We start from the raw sequence: 19,447 nt of genomic DNA, 5'->3' as shown, positions 1-19,447 counted from the left end.
CAGATCAGTAAGCCTGACCCAACTGGCTCAGAATGCCAGGGTTCTCCAAGGTGGAGATGTCTTGCGTGATCTCTTCGCCTTTGGCCAGCGAGCGCAGCAAGCGACGCATGATCTTGCCGGAACGGGTCTTGGGCAAGTTTTCGCCAAAGCGGATGTCTTTGGGTTTGGCGATGGGGCCGATTTCTTTGGCGATGTGATCGCGCAGTTGCTTGGCAATCGCCTTGCCCTCTTCGGTGTTGGGCAATGAGCGCTTGAGCACCACAAATGCACAGATGGCTTCGCCTGTGGTGTCATCAGGGCGGCCCACCACAGCGGCTTCAGCCACCAGCTCGGTGCAGCCAACCAGGGCGGATTCGATTTCCATGGTGCCCATGCGGTGACCCGACACGTTCAGCACGTCGTCAATGCGGCCAGTGATGGTGAAGTACCCGGTCTTTTCGTCACGGATCGCGCCGTCGCCAGCCAAGTAGTACTTGCCCTTGAAGTCGTCCGGGTAGTAGCTCTTCTTGAAGCGCTCAGGATCGCCCCAGATGTTGCGGATCATGGAAGGCCATGGGCGCTTGACGACCAGAATACCGCCTTGGCCATTGGGCATGTCTTCGCCTGTTTCGCTGACGATGGCGGCCTGGATACCTGGGAACGGCAGTGTGCAAGAGCCGGGCACCATGGGGGTCACACCGGGCAGCGGCGTGATCATGTGGCCACCCGTTTCGGTTTGCCAGAAGGTGTCCACAATCGGGCAACGGCTGCCACCCACGTGCTGGTAATACCATTCCCACGCGGCGGGGTTAATCGGCTCGCCAACCGAGCCCAGCAAGCGCAGGCTGGACAGGTCATAGCTCTTGGGGTGCACGGCGTCGTTGGCTTCAGCCAGTTTGATCAACGAACGGATGGCGGTGGGCGCAGTGTAGAAAATCGAGACTTTGTGGTCTTGGATCATCTTCCAGAAGCGGCCAGCATCCGGGTAAGTGGGCACGCCCTCGAACACGATTTCGGTGCCGCCCAGGGCCAGAGGGCCGTAGGTGATGTAGGTGTGGCCAGTGACCCATCCGATGTCGGCGGTGCACCAGAACACGTCATCTTGCTTCAGGTCAAACGTCCACTTGGTGGTCAAGGCCGCGTGCAGCAAATAGCCACCGGTGCTGTGTTGCACGCCTTTGGGTTTGCCGGTCGAGCCGGAGGTGTAAAGCAAAAACAAAGGATGCTCGGCGCTCACCCACTCTGGCTCGCAGGTGGTGGCTTGCTTGTCGGCCAAGTCGGCCATCCACAAGTCGCGGCCGGCGGTCATGGCGATGTCATTGCCACTGCGCTTGATGACCAAGACGTTTTTGATGCTGTCGCAGCCGCCCAGGTTGAGGGCTTCGTCGACGATGGATTTGAGGGGCAGGTGCTTGCCACCACGCACTTGGTGGTCAGCGGTGATCACGGCCACAGCGCCAGTATCTTCAATGCGGTCACGCAGCGATTGAGCCGAAAAGCCCCCAAACACCACCGAGTGGGTCGCACCAATGCGGGCGCAGGCTTGCATGGCGGCCACGCCTTCAATCGACATCGAAATGTAGATGACCACGCGGTCGCCCTTTTGGACACCCAGAGATTTAAGGGCGTTGGCGTATTGGCAGGTTTTGGCCAAGAGTTGGCTGTAAGTGATCTTGGTCACTTCGCCGCCATCGGCTTCAAAAATGATAGCGGTCTTGTCGCCCAGGCCTTTTTCGACGTTGCGGTCCAGGCAGTTGTAAGAAGCATTCAAGGTGCCGTCTTCGAACCACTTGAAGAATGGCGCGTTGGACTCGTCCAGCACTTGGGTGAAGGGGGTCTTCCAGGTGATCAGCTCTTTGGCCAATCGACCCCAATAGCCTTGGTAATCTGTTTCAGCTTCTTTGCACAGCGCTTCGTAGGCGGGCATGCCGGCGACGTGGGCGTTCTTGACGAAGTCTGCACTGGGTTGGTAAATGTTAGCGCTCATCTGATTTGTCTCCTCAATGACATGACGTTTTTGAAACTGGTGCAAATGTCTGCTTTCGCTCTTACAAAGCACTGACTGACAGCAGGCTTGCACAAACCAGTTATGGGACCAAAGATCTACCGCCTAAAATCGCATTTTGTTTGAAGTCGCCTACCGCCAACGAAATTCATGAAGCCCACACCCAAACATTCCCCCTCACAAAAAAGCACTTTGAGTCCTTTGAACAGCTTCATCTTTGCCAGCCGTTGGCTGCAGTTGCCTTTGTATTTGGGCCTGATCGCAGCGCAAGCCGTGTACGTGTTCCACTTTTGGGTAGAACTGGTGCATTTGCTCGAAGCCGTCTTTGGCAGCCAGACAGCGCTTCAAGCACTGATCAACGGCATTGGTTACAAGACCACGGCCCCCATCACCACGCTCAATGAAACCGTGATCATGCTGGTTGTGCTGGGCTTGATCGACGTGGTCATGATCTCCAACTTACTGATCATGGTGATCGTGGGAGGCTACGAAACTTTTGTCTCGCGCCTGAACCTCGAAGGTCACCCCGACCAGCCCGAATGGCTGGACCATGTCAACGCCTCGGTGCTCAAGGTCAAGCTGGGCACGGCCATCATCGGCATCAGCTCGATCCACTTGCTCAAAACCTTCATCAACGCCGCCAACTACGACGAAAAAGTGTTGATGTGGCAAACCGTGATCCATATCGCGTTTTTGCTCAGCGCGATCGCCATCGCCTATGCCGACCGATTGATGTCTCACCACGACAAATCCGGCCATTGAATTCCCTCATTTTTTGACCCGCCACTGGACCTCCTCACCATGACCACTGTGATCAAACAAGCCGACCTGATCGAATCCGTCGCCGCCGCGCTGCAATACATCAGCTACTACCACCCGGCCGACTACATTGCCCACTTGGCCAAGGCCTATGAGCGCGAACAAAGCTCGGCCGCCAAAGACGCAATCGCTCAAATCCTGACCAATAGCAAGATGAGCGCCACAGGCCATCGCCCGATCTGCCAAGACACCGGCATCGTCAACGTGTTCCTGAAAGTAGGCATGGATGTGCGCTGGGACGGTTTTACCGGCAGCTTGGACGACGCCGTCAACGAAGGCGTGCGCCGTGGTTACAACCACCCAGACAACACCCTGCGTGCCTCTGTGGTGGCTGACCCGCACTTCAACCGCAAAAACACCAAGGACAACACACCCGCCGTGATCTTTACCGAGATCGTGCCTGGCAACAAAGTCGACGTGACCGTTGCAGCCAAAGGCGGCGGCAGCGAAAACAAATCCAAGATGATCATGCTCAACCCCGGCGACAGCATCGTCGACTGGGTGCTCAAAACCGTGCCCACGATGGGCGCAGGCTGGTGCCCGCCTGGCATGCTGGGCATCGGCATTGGTGGCACCGCTGAAAAAGCCGTGCTCATGGCCAAAGAAAGCCTGATGGACGACTTGGACATGTACCAATTGCTCGAGAAATCCAGCAAAGGCGAGAAGCTCAACCAAGTCGAAGAAATGCGCTTGGAGCTGTATCACAAGGTCAACGCCTTGGGCATTGGCGCACAGGGTCTCGGCGGTCTGACCACCGTGCTCGACATCAAAATCAAGATGTACCCCACCCACGCGGCCAGCAAGCCCGTGGCCATGATCCCCAACTGCGCGGCCACCCGCCACGCGCACTTTGTGCTCGACGGCTCTGGCCCCACTTACCTCGAAGCGCCATCGCTGGACCTGTGGCCCAACGTGAACTGGACACCCGACACCGAGAAAAGCCAACGCGTGGACTTGAACGCTCTCACGCCCGCCGAAGTCGCGAGTTGGAAACCTGGCCAGACTTTGCTGCTCAACGGCAAGATGCTGACAGGCCGAGACGCCGCACACAAACGCATCCAGGACATGTTGGCCAAGGGCGAGCCCCTGCCGGTGGACTTTACCAACCGCGTGATCTATTACGTGGGTCCAGTGGACCCCGTGGGCGACGAGGCGGTGGGACCCGCAGGCCCGACCACAGCCACCCGCATGGACGGCTTCACCGAGATGATGCTGGCTAAAACAGGCCTGATTGCCATGATCGGCAAAGCCGAGCGCGGACCGGTCGCCATCGAAGCCATCAAGAAGCACAAATCGGCTTACCTGATGGCCGTGGGCGGCGCGGCTTACCTCGTGTCTAAAGCCATCAAGCACGCCAAGGTGGTGGGATTTGCCGACATGGGCATGGAAGCCATCTATGAATTTGACGTGGTCGATATGCCCGTGACGGTGGCGGTGGACGCGGGCGGCACCAGCGCCCACATCACCGGTCCGGCCGAATGGCAAAAGCGCATCGCCACAGGCGAGTTCAAGGGCATTGGCGTGACTGCGGCCTGAATGTGAAGCAGCGGTGGCCACAAGCCATCGCGCTCGCCTGATCCATGACTGAATCACCCATCGGCGTTTTTGACAGCGGCATCGGCGGACTGAGCATCTTGCAATCTCTGCTGGCTGCTCTGCCTGCCGAACACTTTGTCTATTGGGCTGACAACGGTCATGCGCCCTACGGAGAAAAAACCGATTTGTTCGTACGCCAGCGCAGCCTGGCCATTGCAGAACACCTGATCAAACGGCACCACATCAAAGCCTTGGTGGTGGCCTGCAACACAGCCACGGCGGCGGCCATTCATGAGTTGCGCACTCAGCACCCGCACCTGATCCTCATTGGTGTCGAGCCGGCACTGAAACCCGCCTTAAAAATCAGCCAGACTGGGCATATCGGGGTCATTGGCACACGGGGTACGCTGGGCAGTGAAAAATTCCATCGCCTACTGACCAGCCTCGAAGACCAAGCCCGGTTCACCGTGCAGCCCTGCGATGGACTGGCGCTGGCCATCGAGCAAAGCACCCATCTGACGCTGGGTGCCCATTCGACTGCGCAAATCACCGAATTGCTGCAAACCTATACCCATGAGATGGGTGATTTCGGACAAGCCCCCGGCCAGATGGACACGCTGGTTCTGGGATGCACCCACTATGTATTTGCCGAAAATGCTCTGCACAAATTGCTCGGACCTCAGGTGCAGTTGGTATCTACCGGACAGCCTGTGGCGCAGCAAACGCGGCGCTTGCTGGAGGCAGCCGCCCTGCTGCGCAGCGGCCCTGGCCCACACGCCTTGGCCAACCGCATCAGCCTGCTGAGCAATGGTGACTTGGCCAGCCTGCAAGCGGCAGCACAACGCTGGCTGGGTCTACCGCATGCTGTCTGCCGGCGGGCAGACGCACACGTTTGATCAGTCTTGCCCCAACGCCATGCGCCGTCCACGGGCCACGTTGACGGGCATAAGCAAAACCAGACCCAACACAAACAAGAGAGAGGTCGAGCCAATGGCCAGACGTTGATTGCCACCGCTCAGCCAAGTGATCAGGCCATAGCTCAAGGGCCCGACGATGCTGGCCAGACGGATCGCAAAAGTCCAAAGACCAAAGAACTCGCCCAAACGCTCAGGTGGCGCCATCAGGCCTGCCATAGCCCGACCAGAAGACTGGCTCGAGCCCATGCAGATGCCCGCAATGGCGGCAGCCCACCAAAACACCTCCTTGGTGCTCGACAAAGCCGCGATCACACAGGTCAATATCCAACCCAGCAATGTCAAGGACAAGGCCAACTTATGGCCCATCCGGTCTTGGGCGTAACCAAACACAAAAGCGCCCACAAAGGCTGCGATGTTCAGGACAAAGATCAAAACCATGGTCTCTTGTGCTTGAAACCCAATGACCTGTTCGGCGTAAATGGCCGCCAACGAAATGGCCACCGCCACACCGCCCTGATAGGCCACCGCGCAGGCCATCAGCCGGATGAAATCTTTGTAAGGGCGGGCGTCGCGGAATGTTTGAGCCAAACCTTGCAAACTTGCCAGCATGCCCACAACAGGCGCGTCTGGCTGGGGTTTGGCGTGCTCACGCATCAAGACGAAAGTCACACAAGCCGCAACGCCATAAACCATGGCAGTGATCAACATGGTTACTGGCACAAATTGAGCGCCTGTCTCACCCCGCGCTTGCGCTGCCAAGACATAGGCCAAGCAGACACCCAGCGTGAGCATGCCACCGATGTAGCCCAAAGCCCAACCCCAACCGCTGACGCGGCCCATGGCTTGGGCTTGGGCCAGTTCGGGCAAAAAAGAAGCAGTCAAAGACTCGCCATAAGAAAAGAATGTGTTGGAGATCACCAAGATCAGCAAACCCAAAGCCACCTGTCCCGGTCCCACCAAGGCCAATGCCGCCGTGCTGATCACGCAGCCCGCAGTGACCCACATCAGCAAACGCCTTTTGCCCGCCACACGATCTGCCCAAGCACCCAGCCCCGGCATGGTCAGCATGACGATCAGATAAGAAATACTCAGGGCCGATGTCCAAGCGAGCGTGGCCCAAGGTGCGCCACCCGCCACGCCCCCGACAAAATAGGCTGCAAACACAGCGGTGATCACCACGGTGGTGTAGCCAGAATTGGCGAAGTCGTACATCGCCCAGCCAAACACCTCACGCAATCGAACACCTGGGTTAAGAGCTTCGCGCGAGAACAAGGCTGTCATGAATGGGGCTTTCAGTGAAGGTGTCTTGGGCGGCGACCGCCGCCGCCATGGCCGCTGCTGTTGCCGCCCGAACCTCTGGGCGGCTTGCCCAACTCAAGTGAGCTGACCAAATTGTCAAAACGCTGACTGAACAACTTGTCGATTTCGGCCACGACACCAGACAACTCGGAGCCATCAAAATGACGCTCCATCATGTTCACCACATCGTGAATCAACAAGTCGCGCTGAGCTTGCATGATCGCGCCTGGATCTGGGCCGATAAACAGCATCACAAAATCATCACGCGATTCAGCACCACTGGCTTCGTCTTCGTCGTCAAATTCGGTGTCGTAAAAAGTGACCTCAATCTGAGTGCCTGCAGCAGACAACTCATTGAGGTTCATGCACAAGTCTTCCATGACCATGCGAAAGTCTTCGTCACCTCGGACCGTCCAGCACATTTGCAGACGGTGCAAGCCCGCATCAAAACGGATGCCGGGTTCTTCCTCGTAAAGACTGGGTGAGCCTTCGCTCAGACTGCGAGTTCCTGCATAACGCCAAAGCGGCTTGAGCGCTTCCTGAATCGCCTGGATGTCGGTGCCGGGTTTGATCGGCACATCACCATGCACATGAATTTCAAGCGGTGCGTTGTCGTTTTTCATGATGGTGCTTTTGTAACGGTGGTGCCCCGAGCCGGAATCGAACCGGCACGCCCGTTATTCACGAAGCAACGGATTTTAAGTCCGGTGTGTCTACCGATTTCACCACCGGGGCATAGGCTCTATTGTGCCTTGATAAAAACGATTTTTCGGCTCAATTGAGCTGCAAGTTCTGCATGGCTAAAACATAGAAAGCAATCACACTGAAATAGCCAACAGCCCAGAAAATAGACCGAAACAAGGCTTTGTCTGCCAGATAGCAAGCGACATAAGCCACTCGCGCCGCCACAAAAAGAACCGCCAACGAATCGACCACGAAAGGATCGACACCCGTCAGCAGCGCCAACACCAAGCCAACGGCAAAAAATGGAAAGGCCTCCAGGCAGTTCGCCTGAGCGGCATTGGCCCTCGCCCTGAAGCCGCTTTGCTGTGCCAGCCAAGCACGGGGATCGTGGTTGTCATAGCCCTTGGCGCCCGCCTTGGCAATGCCCGCACAAAACACAGGCATCAAGCCAGCGATCAAAACACAGGCGTAGGAAATCACCATTGCATCTCACATTTCTGATTAACAAAGACGGATCGCCTAACAACTCGTTGTGCGCGAACCAACAAAAAAGCCACTGAAGATCAGTGGCTTTGGGCATTAAAGAACCGGCTCACACCAGGTCCGTTCAATCAGCCGCCTTTTTTGGAGCGCTTGCCGGGGTTCTTCTTGTTGCGGGTGGAAACACCACGCTCCAAACTCACTCGCTGACCGCGGCCATGGGTGGGCAAAGTCACGCCAGGCAATGCAGGCAGGGGTGCGGTGAATTTACGATCTGCTTCGGTAACGATTTTGTTGCCCATCTATGGCTCCAGATAAATAATGCAAAGCGATATTAGGCCACAAGAATGCACTGTTTTGAGCGGTGATCGCGTCAAGTTGACATCGATCCGCATGGCTTTGGCCATTGAACAGGCGATAAACTGGCCACATGGACTTCACTCCCCTGTTGATCGTGGCCTATTTCGCCTTGTTGGCGATCACCCTTCGCAAACGCGGGGGCAGCATTGAAGGACCCTGGCTTTTTTTCTTTCGCGCGTTTTTTCCAAACTGGAAGTTCTACCACGGCATCAACCTCACCCCTCGCCTGTATGTTCGTGGCCAATCAAAAATGGGCAACTGGTCCGGCTGGCGCCTGGTTTATCCAAGGTTGCCTCTCAAACCGCTGCATCTTGTCCACAACCCGGCCGTCAACTTGGCGCTCACCCACCAAAACCTGGTTGATCACCTGGCCAACGACATCAACGACTTGCCCGATGGCGCAGACATTCGGCAACGGGTGACTTACCAGTTGGTCAGTCGTTTAGCCAGGCAAGCCATTGCAGGCGGCCAATGGGGTGATCGCCCCATGATGACCGAAGAACCGCTACGCGACCTTTCGGCTTTCCAATTTGAAGTGCGAATGGAAATGCCTGGAACTCAAAGTAGCCATCTCATGCTGCAATCGCCAGAAATACCCACATGAGCTTGACACTGGCCGTTCGCATTTTTGAAGTTCTGCTGGGCTGGAGCCTGCTGCTGCAAACGCTTGAATACCTGCGTGTGCAGTCACTGGACCGTGTGGCCGTCTGGCCGATTCTTCAACAAGAAATTCCCGCACGCCCTGCCTGGATTAAATTTTGTCTGAACAAGCTGTTCCAGCCACGCCCCTACAAAGCATTGCTGGGCTTGCGTCTGGCGCTCGCGATGGCATTGATGTTGGGGCACATCGGATTGATAGGCGCCCTGCTGCTGTTTTTGATCGCGATGCTCTTGCTTTTGCGCTGGCGCGGGGCGTTCAATGGCGGCAGCGACTTCATGACCCTGGTCGCCATCACAGGACTCTTGCTGGCGCACATCGTGGGCAACATGACAGACAGTCCTCTGGGCTGGCGAGCCGGATTTTGGTACATCAGCCTGCAAACGATCAGCTCGTATTTCGTCTCCGGCTGGGTCAAGCTGCTACGCCCAGAGTGGCGGTCAGGCCACGCCATGACGCTCTTTTTAGACACCGGCGTCTATGGCCCATTGCCTGCCCAAAGCATTTTCAGGAACCCCACGATAGCCAGGATCTGTTCCTGGTCATTTACGGTTTGGGAAGGCTGCTTTCCAATCGCGCTGCTAGATGTTCGACTGGCCTGGCTGTTTTGCGCTGTGGCGACCCTCTTCCACTTTATGGTGTTCGTGTTTTTCGGCCTCAACCGGTTTTTCTGGGCTTGGATCGCCACGTTCCCGGCCATTTTGTATTGTTCGGCTGCCAAATGGTAAAAAAGCCGCTACGGCATGAAGCAGTAGCGGCTTTTAATCTGGAGGCGCGACCCAGAGTCGAACTGGGCTAGACGGATTTGCAATCCGTTGCATAACCGCTTTGCTATCGCGCCAGAGTCATGCTGACAAAAATGGGAAGCAGGTGCTTCCCATTTTTTCTGAAAGACGATGGAATGTCTTTCAATGTTTGGAGCGGGAAACGAGACTCGAACTCGCGACCTCAACCTTGGCAAGGTTGCGCTCTACCAACTGAGCTATTCCCGCATTCTAAGCCTCAAATTATACAACGAGAAAATGAAGATTTCTCCATCCCAAGTATCAAAAAACCATGTTCTTGGTCAATCGAAACGCCGAACTTGAGGGCACCGTTTTTCGAACCAACCAACAAAAAAGGGAAGCATATGCTTCCCTTTTTGCTGAAAGATATTGGTACTTCTTTCAATGTTTGGAGCGGGAAACGAGACTCGAACTCGCGACCTCAACCTTGGCAAGGTTGCGCTCTACCAACTGAGCTATTCCCGCATTTCAGTGAACTTGGCATTGTATGCTTTGTTCGCTGCGATGTGTGAATTGTAATGCAGATTTCAGGGCATTTTGAGGTGCCCCGAAAAATTTGCATCAATGTTTTACAGCATCCACTTTGGCTGTGGCTGACACGGCGGGCACAGCAGCCGCGGCGACCTCTTCGTCACTCAATGGGACTGGTTTGGCTTCCAAAGCTATGTCCAAAACTTGGTCAATCCATTTCACAGGCACGATCTCCAAACCATTTTTGACATTCTCAGGAATTTCTTGCAGGTCTTTGACGTTGTCTTCTGGAATCAAAACGGTTTTGATACCACCGCGCAAAGCGGCCAGCAGCTTTTCTTTCAGGCCACCAATAGCGGTCACTTCACCGCGCAACGTGATTTCACCGGTCATGGCGACATCTGCACGCACGGGAATGCCTGTCATGGCCGACACCATCGCTGTTGTCATAGCCGCACCCGCGCTCGGACCGTCTTTGGGCGTTGCCCCATCAGGAACGTGGATGTGCAGGTCTTTCTTTTCAAAGACTTCGTCCTTGATACCCAACAAACGCGATCGGCTGCGCACCACAGTGCGGGCCGCCTCAACAGATTCTTTCATCACATCGCCCAGCGAACCGGTACGGGTGATGACGCCTTTGCCTGGCATCAAAGCCGCCTCAATGGTCAGCAAATCGCCGCCCACTTCGGTCCAGGCCAAGCCCACCACCTGGCCCACCTGGTTCTTTTGCTCGGCACGGCCGTAGCTGTACTTGCGCACGCCCAGAAAGTCATTCAGGTTGTCAGCGTTCACCACAACTTGTGGCTTCATTTGCTTGAGCAGCAAGGCCTTGACAACTTTGCGGCAAATTTTGCCGAGTTCACGTTCGAGCGAACGCACACCTGCCTCGCGGGTGTAGTAACGCACCACATCACGCACAGCGTCTTCGGTCACGTTCAACTCAGCATCTTTCACACCGTTGTTGGTCATTTGCTTGGGGAGCAAATACTTCATGGCGATGCTGGTTTTTTCGTCTTCGGTATAACCAGACAAACGAATGACTTCCATACGGTCCAAAAGGGCCGAGGGGATGTTCATCGAATTGGACGTTGCCACAAACATCACATCGCTCAGGTCGAAATCGACCTCAACGTAATGGTCACCAAAGGTGTGGTTTTGCTCGGGATCAAGTACCTCAAGCAAGGCGCTTGATGGATCACCCCGGAAATCCGTGCCCAGTTTGTCGATTTCATCGAGCAAGAACAGCGGATTTTTGGTGCCAACTTTGTTCAGGTTCTGCAGCACCTTGCCGGGCAACGCCCCGATGTAGGTGCGGCGGTGGCCGCGAATTTCGGCTTCGTCACGCATGCCACCCAGGGCCATGCGCACGTATTTGCGACCCGTGGCCTTGGCAATGGATTGACCCAGCGAGGTCTTGCCCACGCCCGGTGGCCCAACCAGACACAAAATGGGGGCCTTGACCTTGTCAACGCGTTGCTGCACAGCAAGATATTCAAGGATGCGGTCTTTGACTTTGTCCAAGCCAAAATGGTCCTGATTCAACACGTCTTCGGCGTTGGCCAGGTCGTGCTTGAGCTTGGTTTTTTTGCCCCAAGGCAGGCCAATCAACACATCGAGATAGTTTCGCACCACCGAGGCTTCGGCCGACATGGGCGACATCAGCTTGAGTTTTTTCAGCTCGCCTTCGGCCTTTTTACGGGCCTCAGCAGACATCTTGGCCGCTTTGATCTTCTTCTCGATTTCTTCGATGTCAGCGCCCTCTTCGCCTTCGCCCAGTTCTTTCTGGATGGCTTTGACCTGTTCGTTCAGGTAAAAGTCGCGCTGGTTTTTTTCCATCTGGCGCTTGACGCGACCCCGGATGCGCTTGTCGACATTCAGGATGTCAACCTCGTGCTCCAACTGGGCAAACAGGTTTTCCAACCGCGCCTTGATGCTGGCCAAATCCAGAACCTGCTGTTTGTTCTCGAGTTTGAGCGGCAAGTGCGCGGCAATCGTGTCCGCCAGTCGGCCCGGATCGTCGATGCTGGAGATCGAGGTCAGGATCTCGGGTGGGATTTTCTTGTTGAGCTTGACGTACTGGTCAAACTGCTGCATCACGGCACGGCGCAGGGCTTCGATTTCGCTGGTCGGCTCTGCCTGTTCGGCGGATGGCTCAACCGGGGTGACCGTGGCCACAAAATGCGCCTCGCCATCGACAATGGACTTGACCAAGGCGCGCTGTTGGCCTTCGACCAACACTTTGACGGTGCCATCAGGCAGTTTGAGCATTTGCAAAATGGTCGAAACACAACCGACTTCGAACATATCGTCCGTCGCGGGCTCGTCCTTGGCGGCGGTTTTTTGGGCCACCAGCATGATGCGGCGCTCAGCGGCCATGGCCGATTCAAGGGCCTTGATGCTCTTGGGACGCCCCACAAACAAAGGAATCACCATGTGAGGGAACACGACCACGTCACGCAGCGGCAACATGGGTAATTCGATCGGGGTGGGCGGTAAAGGTGTGTGTCCAGACATGTGTGTCCCTCAGGTCAATTCAGCTGCACATGGATGCTGCGGCCGCGATTTCAACCCGTCCAATAAAAAGGGTCGTCATCGCGGTGCTGCGCATGTGGGTCAGGCCTGTTTGGCCGACTCGCGGTAAACCAGCAGCGGTGGTTTGTTGTCATCGATGACGGACTCGTCCACCACCACTTTTTCAACATTGACCGCATTGGGCAATTCAAACATCGTATCGATCAAAGCCTGCTCCATGATGGACCGCAAACCACGGGCACCGGTCTTGCGTGCCAAGGCCTTGCGGGCCATGGCGGCCAGCGCGTTGGGCCGAACTTCGAGCTCCACGCCCTCCATGGCCAGCAGTTTGGTGAACTGCTTGACCACTGCGTTTTTGGGCTCGGTCAAGATTTGAACCAAAGCATCTTCGCTCAGCTCGGCCAAAGTGGCCACCACAGGCAAACGGCCCACCAGCTCGGGAATCAGACCAAACTTGATCAGATCTTCGGGCTCAACTTCATTGAACACGTCCGTGATGGAACGTTGCTTCTTGCTCTTGACTGTTGCACCAAAACCGATGCCACCAGACTCGGTGCGGTTTTCAATGACTTTTTCGAGTCCAGCAAATGCACCGCCGCAAATGAACAAGATGTTGGTAGTGTCGATTTGCAAAAAGTCTTGATTGGGGTGCTTGCGGCCGCCCTGCGGGGGCACGCTGGCCATGGTGCCTTCGACCAGCTTGAGCAAGGCCTGCTGCACGCCTTCACCAGATACATCACGGGTGATCGAGGGGTTATCCGACTTGCGGGTGATCTTGTCGATTTCATCGATGTAGACGATGCCGCGCTGGGCACGCTCCACATCGTAATTGCAGGTTTGCAGGAGTTTGGCGACGATGTTCTCGACGTCTTCGCCCACATAACCCGCTTCGGTCAAGGTAGTGGCGTCGGCCATGACAAAAGGCACGTCCAGCATGCGGGCCATGGTCTGAGCCAGCAAGGTCTTGCCAGAACCCGTGGGGCCGATCAGCAAGATGTTGCTTTTGGCCAGTTCGACGTCGTCTTTCTTCGCACTTTCTTTGTGCTTGAGGCGCTTGTAATGGTTATAAACCGCCACCGCCAGGCTTCGCTTGGCCTTTTCCTGGCCAATCACGTAGTTGTCCAAGTTGGTCTTGATGTCCAGTGGCGTAGGCAAGCCTTCTTTGGCCCCATCGGCCACCGTCGTGGTGGCCAGTTCATCGCGCACGATGTCGTTGCACAAGTCAATGCATTCGTCGCAAATGAAAACCGATGGACCTGCAATCAGCTTTTTGACCTCGTGCTGGCTTTTGCCGCAGAAGGAGCAGAACAGGTTTTTCTCAGTTGTCGAGCCTTTTTTATCGGCCATAAATGTCGCCTCGGAATCCAGAATTCTTCAATGATAACGAAAGAAAAACGGCGCTCACCCGGTCAAGGTAAACGCCGTCAGCCAGGGGGCCGGACGAGCCGACCATCAAGCGCGTTTTGAAATGACTTCGTCCACCAAACCGTAGTCTTTGGCCTCGGTCGCAGACAGGTAATAGTCGCGCTCGGTATCGAGCTCAATCTTTTCCAGGGGCTGGCCCGTGTTCTCGGACAAGATGCGGTTGAGGTGTGCACGGGTCTTCACGATTTCACGGGCAGCGATCTCGATCTCTGTGGCCTGACCACGGGCACCGCCCAAAGGCTGGTGAATCATGATCTTGGAGTTGGGCAGCGAAAAGCGCTTGCCCTTGGCACCCGAAGACAGCAAAAACGCGCCCATGCTGGCGGCCATGCCGTTGCACAAGGTGGACACATCGGGCTTGATGAAGTTCATGGTGTCGTAAATCGCCATGCCGGCGCTCACCGAGCCACCGGGAGAGTTGATGTACAGCGAAATGTCCTTTTCGGGGTTTTCGCTCTCCAAAAACAGCAACTGGGCGACGATCAGGTTGGCCATGTGGTCATTGACCTCACCCACCAAAAAGATCACGCGCTCTTTGAGCAAACGCGAATAGATGTCGTAGGCGCGTTCGCCACGACCCGACTGCTCAACGACCATGGGCACCATGCCCAAATTTGTGATTTCCAGTGCGCTCATCATTTCTCCAAGAATGTCACGGATGACTTTAACCCGAGTTTTCAACCCACCAAAGAGATGGGGCTTGTTTGCCTGACTGCAAGCCCGGCACAAGCCCCATTCTCAATAGAATCAAAGTTCTATCAGGCTTGTTGGCCCATCAGCTCTTCAAAAGTGATGGCTTTTTCGACTACTTTGGCTTGAGCCAGGACGAAATCAGACACATTGCTCTCGATGACCACGGCTTCGACTTCGGCCAAGCGCTGGTTGTCGCTGTTGTACCAACGCACCACATCATCGGGACGCTCGTAACTGGCGGCCAGTTCTTCGATGTGGGCTTTGATCTGTTCTGGTTTGGCGTGCAGTGTGTTGCCACGCACGACTTCGGCCACGACCAGGCCCAGGCGCACGCGCTGCTCGGCTTGAGGACGGAAGATATCGTCAGGGATCGGGGCTTTGTCGGCGTCCTTGATGCCGCGTTGCTTCAGGTCAGCGCGGGCGCCGTCTTTCAGGCGCTCAATTTCGGACTGAACGATCGACTGAGGCAAGTCCAGCTCGGCCTTGGCCACCAAAGCGTCCATAGCGGCTTGTTTGTTGCGGGCCAGCAAGCGGAATTTGACTTCGCGCTCGAGGTTTTTACGGATATCAGCACGCAAACCTTCAACGGTCGCATCGGCAATGCCCAAAGACTTGGCAAGTGCTTCGTTGACTTCAGGCAAGTTGGCGGCTTCGAGCTTCTTGACGGTCACCATGAAGTCGGCTGTTTTACCCGCCACGTCTTGGCCGTGGTAGTCGGCAGGGAAAGCCAGCGGGAAAGTCTTGCTTTCGCCAAACTTCATGCCACGCACGGCGTCTTCAAATTCCTTGAGCATCTGGCCGTCGCCCAAAATGAACTGGAAGTCTTCGGCCTTGCCGCCAGAGAACACTTCACCGTCGATCTTGCCTTCGAAGTCGATGGTGGCGCGGTCGCCGTCTTGCGCAGCGGCGTCTTGGGCGCGCTGGGCAAAGGTGCGGCGTTGCTTGCGCAAAATATCGACAGTTTTGTCGATGGCGGCATCAGAGACCTCAGCGGTCAGTTTCTCCACTTCGGTATCGGCCAAATTGCCCAGCTTGACTTCGGGGTACACCTCAAAAATGGCTTCGAAGTTCAATTCGCCTTCTGGTGCGCCTTCTTTTTCAGAGATGCGGGGCTGACCTGCCACGCGCACTTTGGCTTCGTTGGCGGCCACCGAGAAGGCTTCACCCACTTTGTCGTTCAGAACTTCGTACTGAACCGAGTAGCCATAGCGCTGGGTGACCACGTTCATGGGCACTTTGCCTGGACGGAAACCGTCCATCTTGACGGTACGGGCCATCTTCTTCAGGCGCGCATCCACTTCAGACTGGATGGCCGTCACGGGCACAGTCAGGGTGATCTTGCGTTCCAGCTTTTCAAGGGTTTCAACAGTCACAGTCATCGTCGTTCTCGGTTAATTGAATGTCTCTCAGGCCGCTGGGTTGCCCCTTTGGCCAAAAGTCGGTTGGTGCGCGGGGCGGGACTCGAACCCGCACAGTGTTGCCACCGTCAGGACCTAAACCTGGTGCGTCTACCAATTTCGCCACCCGCGCAGGTCCAAACAAAAAGGGCGTCAGGCCAGCCATTCAGCCCAAAAGCCGCATGACACACCTGACCGCCCGGTTGAAATCGGTCAACTTTCTATTTTAGCCGCTTCAATTGGCCAAATTCAGGCACCGGCTTCATTTGGGCGAGGAATCCTGAACCAGGCCGCGTACATCGCAGGCAGCGCCAGCAGTGTGAGCGCCGTGGCCACGATCAAGCCGCCCATGATGGCGACCGCCATGGGACCCCAAAAGATGCTTCTTGACAGGGGAATCATGGCCAAAACAGCCGCCGCTGCCGTGAGAACAATCGGGCGCAAACGCCGCACGGCCGACTCGACAATCGCTTGCCAAGGCGCCACGCCAGCGGCCCGGTCTTGTTCAATCTGGTCGATCAAGATGACCGAGTTGCGCTGAATCATGCCCATCAGCGCGATCACACCCAGCAAAGCCACGAAGCCAAACGGCCGGTTCAACACCAGCAAAGCACCCGCGACGCCGGCCATGCCAAGAGGGCCTGTCAAAAACACCAGCATGGCGCGGCTGAAACTTTGCAACTGCAGCATCAACAGCGTGAAAGTGATGAACAGCATGACCGGGACACCTGCAGCAATCGAGGCCGAGCCCTTGGAGCTTTCTTCCACCGCGCCCGCCACCTCAATGCGATAGCCACTCAGGCCCTGCCCTTGCCATGTGGCTTCGGTCTTTTTCAGAGAGGGCAGCAATTGAGACGTGACCGTGGCCCCCTGCAAACCTTCGGCGATGTCTGCTTGCACGGTGATGGCGTATTGACGGCCTTCGCGCCACATGACGCCGGATTCCCAAGCAAACACAGGGTTAGCGACTTGCAGCAAGGGAATGGACCGCCCAGTCGCAGTGGCCACATAAGCTTGCTGCAGATCAGACAAGGCATCGCGTTCGGCCAAAGGTTGGCGCAAAACGATGTCGATCAACTTGTCACCCTCGCGGAATTGGCCCACGGTCGAGCCACTGAGCAAGGTACGCGAAGCCTGCGCAATCGACTGGCTGGTCACACCCAAAGCGCGGGCTTTGGCTTGGTCCACTTCGAGTCGCACCGACTTGACCGACTCGTTCCAGTTGTCGTTCACACCCCGTGTGTTGGCGTTCAGGCGCATCTCGGCCTTGATCTCGTCGGCCTTCAGACGCAACACCTTGGGGTCTGGCCCCACCACGCGAAACTGCACAGGGTAAGGCACGGGCGGGCCGTTGGGCAGCAACTTCACGCGGCCACGCACCTCGGGGAACTCTTGAGCCAGCAAAGCGGGCAGCTTGGCACGCAACACCTCGCGGGCTTTCAGGTCGTCAGGCAGCACGATGAGTTGCGACACGTTGGTCTGCGGAAACACCTGGTCCAGTGGCAAATAAAAGCGCGGCACGCCCGAACCCACCCAAGCCGTGACGGACTTGACACCGTCCTCTTGGGCCAAGCGTTGCTCAACGCGTTTGGCCATGTCCTCGCTGGCCTTGAAGGGCGAACCCTCGGGCAGCCACAAATCCACCATGATTTCGGGGCGGCTGGAGTCGGGGAAGAACTGCTGCTGCACCTTGCCCATGCCGACAATGCCCATGGCAAACAAGAACACGGTGATGCCAATCGTCTTCCAGCGGTGTGTTACACACCAAGTCACCCATGTGCGGAAATGCCGATAAAACGGGGTGTCAAACATCTCGGCCGAATCTAAATGCTCAGCCAACACGGCATGCGCTGGCGGCTTCAACAGCAGAGCCCCCAGATAGGGCACAAAGTAAACCGAAGCCACCCAGCTGACCAGCAAGGCCACCACGGTGACGGCAAAAATCGCAAACGTGTATTCACCGGTCATGGACTTGGCCATGCCGATCGGCAAGAAGCCCGCAGCAGTGATCAAGGTGCCCGTGAGCATGGGCATGGCCGTGAGCTCATAGGCAAAGGTGGCTGCGCGCACCTTGTCATAGCCCTCTTCCATCTTGCGCACCATCATCTCCACCGCAATGATGGCGTCGTCCACCAGCAAACCCAGGGCAATGATGAGCGAACCCAGCGAGATTTTGTGCAAGCCAATGCCAAAGTAATGCATGGCCAAAAAGGTCACTGCCAGCACCAATGGGATCGTGATGCCCACCACCAGGCCGGGGCGGATGTCCAGCGTCCAGCGCCGCCACAAGGGGTTGTTGCCAGGCCGCTTGTGCAGGCCCAGTGCCAAAAAACTCACCGCCAGCACAATCACCACCGCTTCGATCAACACCTTGATGAATTCGTTGACCGAATTGGACACTGCGCTCGGCTGGTCTTGGACTTGCGTCAAGATCATGCCCGCAGGCAAGGCGGCCTCCATGTGGGCCACTGTCTGGCGCAAAGACTTGCCCAAAGCAATGATGTCGCCGCCCTTGGCCATGGACACGCCCAGCGCGATCACCTCCTGGCCATCATGGCGCACCTTGACAGACGGCGGATCCACATAACCTCGGGTCACGACAGCGATGTCCGACAAACGGATTTGGACGCCCGAGACGCCGCGAATCGGCATGGCCTGCAAGGCCTCTAGGCTCTGAAACTGCCCGCCCACACGCACCTGCACCACATCCACAGGCGACTGCAAACTGCCCGCCGATTCCACCGCATTTTGCTGACTCAACTGCGCCAGTACCGCGCCCATGTCAAGGCCCATTTGGGCCAGCTTCTTTTGCGACACCTCAACAAAGACTTTTTCGTCCTGCGCACCAAACAGCTCAACCTTGGCCACATCAGGCACGCGCAAAAGTGACTGGCGCAGGTTATCGGCCTGGGTTTTGACCTCTGCCGCCGTAAAGCCTTGACCACTCAAGGCATAGATGACGCCATAGACATCGCCGAACTCGTCATTGAAAAACGGCCCCACCACGCCAGGCGGCAAACTGCCACGCATGTCGCCGATCTTTTTGCGCACCGCATACCAAACCTGGGGCACATCGCCCGGCTTGGAGTTGTCCTTGATCTGGAAAATGATCTGCGCCTCGCCCGGCTTGGAATAACTGCGGATCTTGTCGGCAAAAGGCACCTCTTGCAGCGTGCGCTCCAGCTTGTCGGTCACCTGCTCGGCCATTTGCTCGGCCGTCGCGCCCGGCCAATAGGCCCGCACCACCATCGCCCGGAAAGTGAAAGGCGGGTCTTCGTCCTGTCCCAGTTGAAAATAAGACGCCATGCCCAGCACCATCAGCACCACCATCAGGTAGCGGGTCAGGGCCGGGTGCTCAAGCGCCCAGCGCGAGAGGTTGAATTGGGTGTTGTCGGTACTGCTCATGC

The 19,447-nt window shown here is 56.6% G+C and carries 15 protein-coding genes and 5 tRNA genes; 5 read left to right on the top strand and 15 right to left on the bottom strand.

Features of this window, described 5'->3' with window-relative positions; genetic code table 11:
• Nucleotides 1–4: 4 nt before the first annotated feature.
• Nucleotides 5–1,966, bottom strand: coding sequence for an acetate--CoA ligase (gene acs / locus BN3544_RS03765; protein ID WP_019428839.1), 1,962 nt, complete (start codon nt 1,964–1,966; stop codon nt 5–7).
• A 168-nt stretch (nt 1,967–2,134) separates the two neighbouring features.
• Here acs and BN3544_RS03760 point away from each other — a divergent pair, with 168 nt between their 5' ends.
• The 3 genes from BN3544_RS03760 to murI are packed head-to-tail and all read left to right on the top strand — an operon-like array spanning nt 2,135 to nt 5,235.
• Nucleotides 2,135–2,746, top strand: a complete 612-nt coding sequence (locus BN3544_RS03760; RefSeq protein WP_019428838.1) for a TIGR00645 family protein — start codon at nt 2,135–2,137, stop codon at nt 2,744–2,746.
• Between the two features lie 39 nt (nt 2,747–2,785).
• Complete coding sequence (locus BN3544_RS03755; RefSeq protein ID WP_019428837.1) at nt 2,786–4,339, top strand: fumarate hydratase; 1,554 nt, start codon at nt 2,786–2,788, stop codon at nt 4,337–4,339.
• Between the two features lie 44 nt (nt 4,340–4,383).
• Complete coding sequence (gene murI / locus BN3544_RS03750) at nt 4,384–5,235, top strand: glutamate racemase (protein WP_019428836.1); 852 nt, start codon at nt 4,384–4,386, stop codon at nt 5,233–5,235.
• Here murI and BN3544_RS03745 read toward each other — a convergent pair whose 3' ends face one another.
• The 5 genes from BN3544_RS03745 to BN3544_RS14345 all read right to left on the bottom strand — a co-directional run bounded on the left by BN3544_RS03745 (nt 5,236) and on the right by BN3544_RS14345 (nt 8,021).
• Nucleotides 5,236–6,537, bottom strand: coding sequence for an MFS transporter (locus BN3544_RS03745; RefSeq protein ID WP_019428835.1), 1,302 nt, complete (start codon nt 6,535–6,537; stop codon nt 5,236–5,238).
• An 11-nt stretch (nt 6,538–6,548) separates the two neighbouring features.
• The gene (locus BN3544_RS03740; protein WP_026036451.1) at nt 6,549–7,178 is read right to left on the bottom strand and encodes a DUF6806 family protein; all 630 of its coding nucleotides are present in this window, start codon (nt 7,176–7,178) and stop codon (nt 6,549–6,551) included.
• A 19-nt stretch (nt 7,179–7,197) separates the two neighbouring features.
• A tRNA-Leu gene (locus BN3544_RS03735) sits at nt 7,198–7,290 on the bottom strand.
• A gap of 39 nt (nt 7,291–7,329) precedes the next feature.
• Nucleotides 7,330–7,722: an MAPEG family protein gene (locus BN3544_RS03730; protein ID WP_019428834.1), complete on the bottom strand. Its 393-nt coding sequence runs from the start codon at nt 7,720–7,722 to the stop codon at nt 7,330–7,332.
• Between the two features lie 128 nt (nt 7,723–7,850).
• On the bottom strand, nt 7,851–8,021 hold the full coding sequence (locus BN3544_RS14345) for a hypothetical protein (RefSeq protein WP_019428833.1): 171 nt from the start codon (nt 8,019–8,021) through the stop codon (nt 7,851–7,853).
• A gap of 128 nt (nt 8,022–8,149) precedes the next feature.
• Here BN3544_RS14345 and BN3544_RS03725 point away from each other — a divergent pair, with 128 nt between their 5' ends.
• Both BN3544_RS03725 and BN3544_RS03720 read left to right on the top strand, forming a co-directional pair.
• Nucleotides 8,150–8,683, top strand: a complete 534-nt coding sequence (locus BN3544_RS03725) for a hypothetical protein (protein WP_019428832.1) — start codon at nt 8,150–8,152, stop codon at nt 8,681–8,683.
• Nucleotides 8,680–9,465: a hypothetical protein gene (locus BN3544_RS03720; protein WP_019428831.1), complete on the top strand. Its 786-nt coding sequence runs from the start codon at nt 8,680–8,682 to the stop codon at nt 9,463–9,465. Before BN3544_RS03725 ends, BN3544_RS03720 begins: the two co-directional genes overlap by 4 nt.
• Before the next feature lie 39 nt (nt 9,466–9,504).
• Here the strand turns inward: BN3544_RS03720 and BN3544_RS03715 are convergent.
• The 9 genes from BN3544_RS03715 to BN3544_RS03675 form a co-directional block, all read right to left on the bottom strand.
• Nucleotides 9,505–9,578, bottom strand: a tRNA-Cys gene (locus tag BN3544_RS03715).
• 75 nt (nt 9,579–9,653) lie between these two features.
• A tRNA-Gly gene (locus BN3544_RS03710) sits at nt 9,654–9,729 on the bottom strand.
• A 182-nt stretch (nt 9,730–9,911) separates the two neighbouring features.
• A tRNA-Gly gene (locus tag BN3544_RS03705) sits at nt 9,912–9,987 on the bottom strand.
• A gap of 96 nt (nt 9,988–10,083) precedes the next feature.
• On the bottom strand, nt 10,084–12,507 hold the full coding sequence (lon, locus tag BN3544_RS03700; protein ID WP_026036450.1) for an endopeptidase La: 2,424 nt from the start codon (nt 12,505–12,507) through the stop codon (nt 10,084–10,086).
• A gap of 99 nt (nt 12,508–12,606) precedes the next feature.
• Nucleotides 12,607–13,872 carry an ATP-dependent Clp protease ATP-binding subunit ClpX gene (clpX, locus tag BN3544_RS03695; RefSeq protein WP_019428829.1) on the bottom strand — a complete coding sequence of 422 codons (1,266 nt, stop codon included), beginning with the start codon at nt 13,870–13,872 and terminating at the stop codon, nt 12,607–12,609.
• Nucleotides 13,873–13,977: 105 nt separating this feature from the next.
• The gene (gene clpP / locus BN3544_RS03690) at nt 13,978–14,586 is read right to left on the bottom strand and encodes an ATP-dependent Clp endopeptidase proteolytic subunit ClpP (RefSeq protein ID WP_026036449.1); all 609 of its coding nucleotides are present in this window, start codon (nt 14,584–14,586) and stop codon (nt 13,978–13,980) included.
• A gap of 122 nt (nt 14,587–14,708) precedes the next feature.
• The gene (gene tig, locus BN3544_RS03685) at nt 14,709–16,022 is read right to left on the bottom strand and encodes a trigger factor (protein WP_019428827.1); all 1,314 of its coding nucleotides are present in this window, start codon (nt 16,020–16,022) and stop codon (nt 14,709–14,711) included.
• Between the two features lie 64 nt (nt 16,023–16,086).
• A tRNA-Leu gene (locus tag BN3544_RS03680) sits at nt 16,087–16,173 on the bottom strand.
• 116 nt (nt 16,174–16,289) lie between these two features.
• Nucleotides 16,290–19,445 (bottom strand): efflux RND transporter permease subunit, encoded by a 3,156-nt coding sequence (locus BN3544_RS03675; protein ID WP_026036448.1) that lies wholly within the window; start codon nt 19,443–19,445, stop codon nt 16,290–16,292.
• Nucleotides 19,446–19,447: the final 2 nt, after the last annotated feature.

Origin of the sequence: Limnohabitans sp. Rim47 (assembly GCF_001517545.1) — a bacterium.
In the GTDB taxonomy this organism is placed as follows: Bacteria; Pseudomonadota; Gammaproteobacteria; order Burkholderiales; family Burkholderiaceae_C; genus Limnohabitans_A.
This window is presented reverse-complemented; position numbering and strand designations above follow the sequence as displayed.

Bases quoted from the DNA above. Each gene is read 5' to 3' on its own strand.
- acs (WP_019428839.1), bottom strand. From the start codon at position 1,966: ATGAGCGCTAACATTTACCAACCCAGTGCAGACTTCGTCAAGAACGCC.
- BN3544_RS03675 (WP_026036448.1), bottom strand. From the start codon at position 19,445: ATGAGCAGTACCGACAACACCCAATTCAACCTCTCGCGCTGGGCGCTT.
- BN3544_RS03730 (WP_019428834.1), bottom strand. From the start codon at position 7,722: ATGGTGATTTCCTACGCCTGTGTTTTGATCGCTGGCTTGATGCCTGTG.
- clpP (WP_026036449.1), bottom strand. From the start codon at position 14,586: ATGAGCGCACTGGAAATCACAAATTTGGGCATGGTGCCCATGGTCGTT.
- BN3544_RS03720 (WP_019428831.1), top strand. From the start codon at position 8,680: ATGAGCTTGACACTGGCCGTTCGCATTTTTGAAGTTCTGCTGGGCTGG.
- BN3544_RS03755 (WP_019428837.1), top strand. From the start codon at position 2,786: ATGACCACTGTGATCAAACAAGCCGACCTGATCGAATCCGTCGCCGCC.
- murI (WP_019428836.1), top strand. From the start codon at position 4,384: ATGACTGAATCACCCATCGGCGTTTTTGACAGCGGCATCGGCGGACTG.
- BN3544_RS03740 (WP_026036451.1), bottom strand. From the start codon at position 7,178: ATGAAAAACGACAACGCACCGCTTGAAATTCATGTGCATGGTGATGTG.
- clpX (WP_019428829.1), bottom strand. From the start codon at position 13,872: ATGGCCGATAAAAAAGGCTCGACAACTGAGAAAAACCTGTTCTGCTCC.
- BN3544_RS14345 (WP_019428833.1), bottom strand. From the start codon at position 8,021: ATGGGCAACAAAATCGTTACCGAAGCAGATCGTAAATTCACCGCACCC.
- BN3544_RS03725 (WP_019428832.1), top strand. From the start codon at position 8,150: ATGGACTTCACTCCCCTGTTGATCGTGGCCTATTTCGCCTTGTTGGCG.
- BN3544_RS03760 (WP_019428838.1), top strand. From the start codon at position 2,135: ATGAAGCCCACACCCAAACATTCCCCCTCACAAAAAAGCACTTTGAGT.
- lon (WP_026036450.1), bottom strand. From the start codon at position 12,507: ATGTCTGGACACACACCTTTACCGCCCACCCCGATCGAATTACCCATG.
- tig (WP_019428827.1), bottom strand. From the start codon at position 16,022: ATGACTGTGACTGTTGAAACCCTTGAAAAGCTGGAACGCAAGATCACC.
- BN3544_RS03745 (WP_019428835.1), bottom strand. From the start codon at position 6,537: ATGACAGCCTTGTTCTCGCGCGAAGCTCTTAACCCAGGTGTTCGATTG.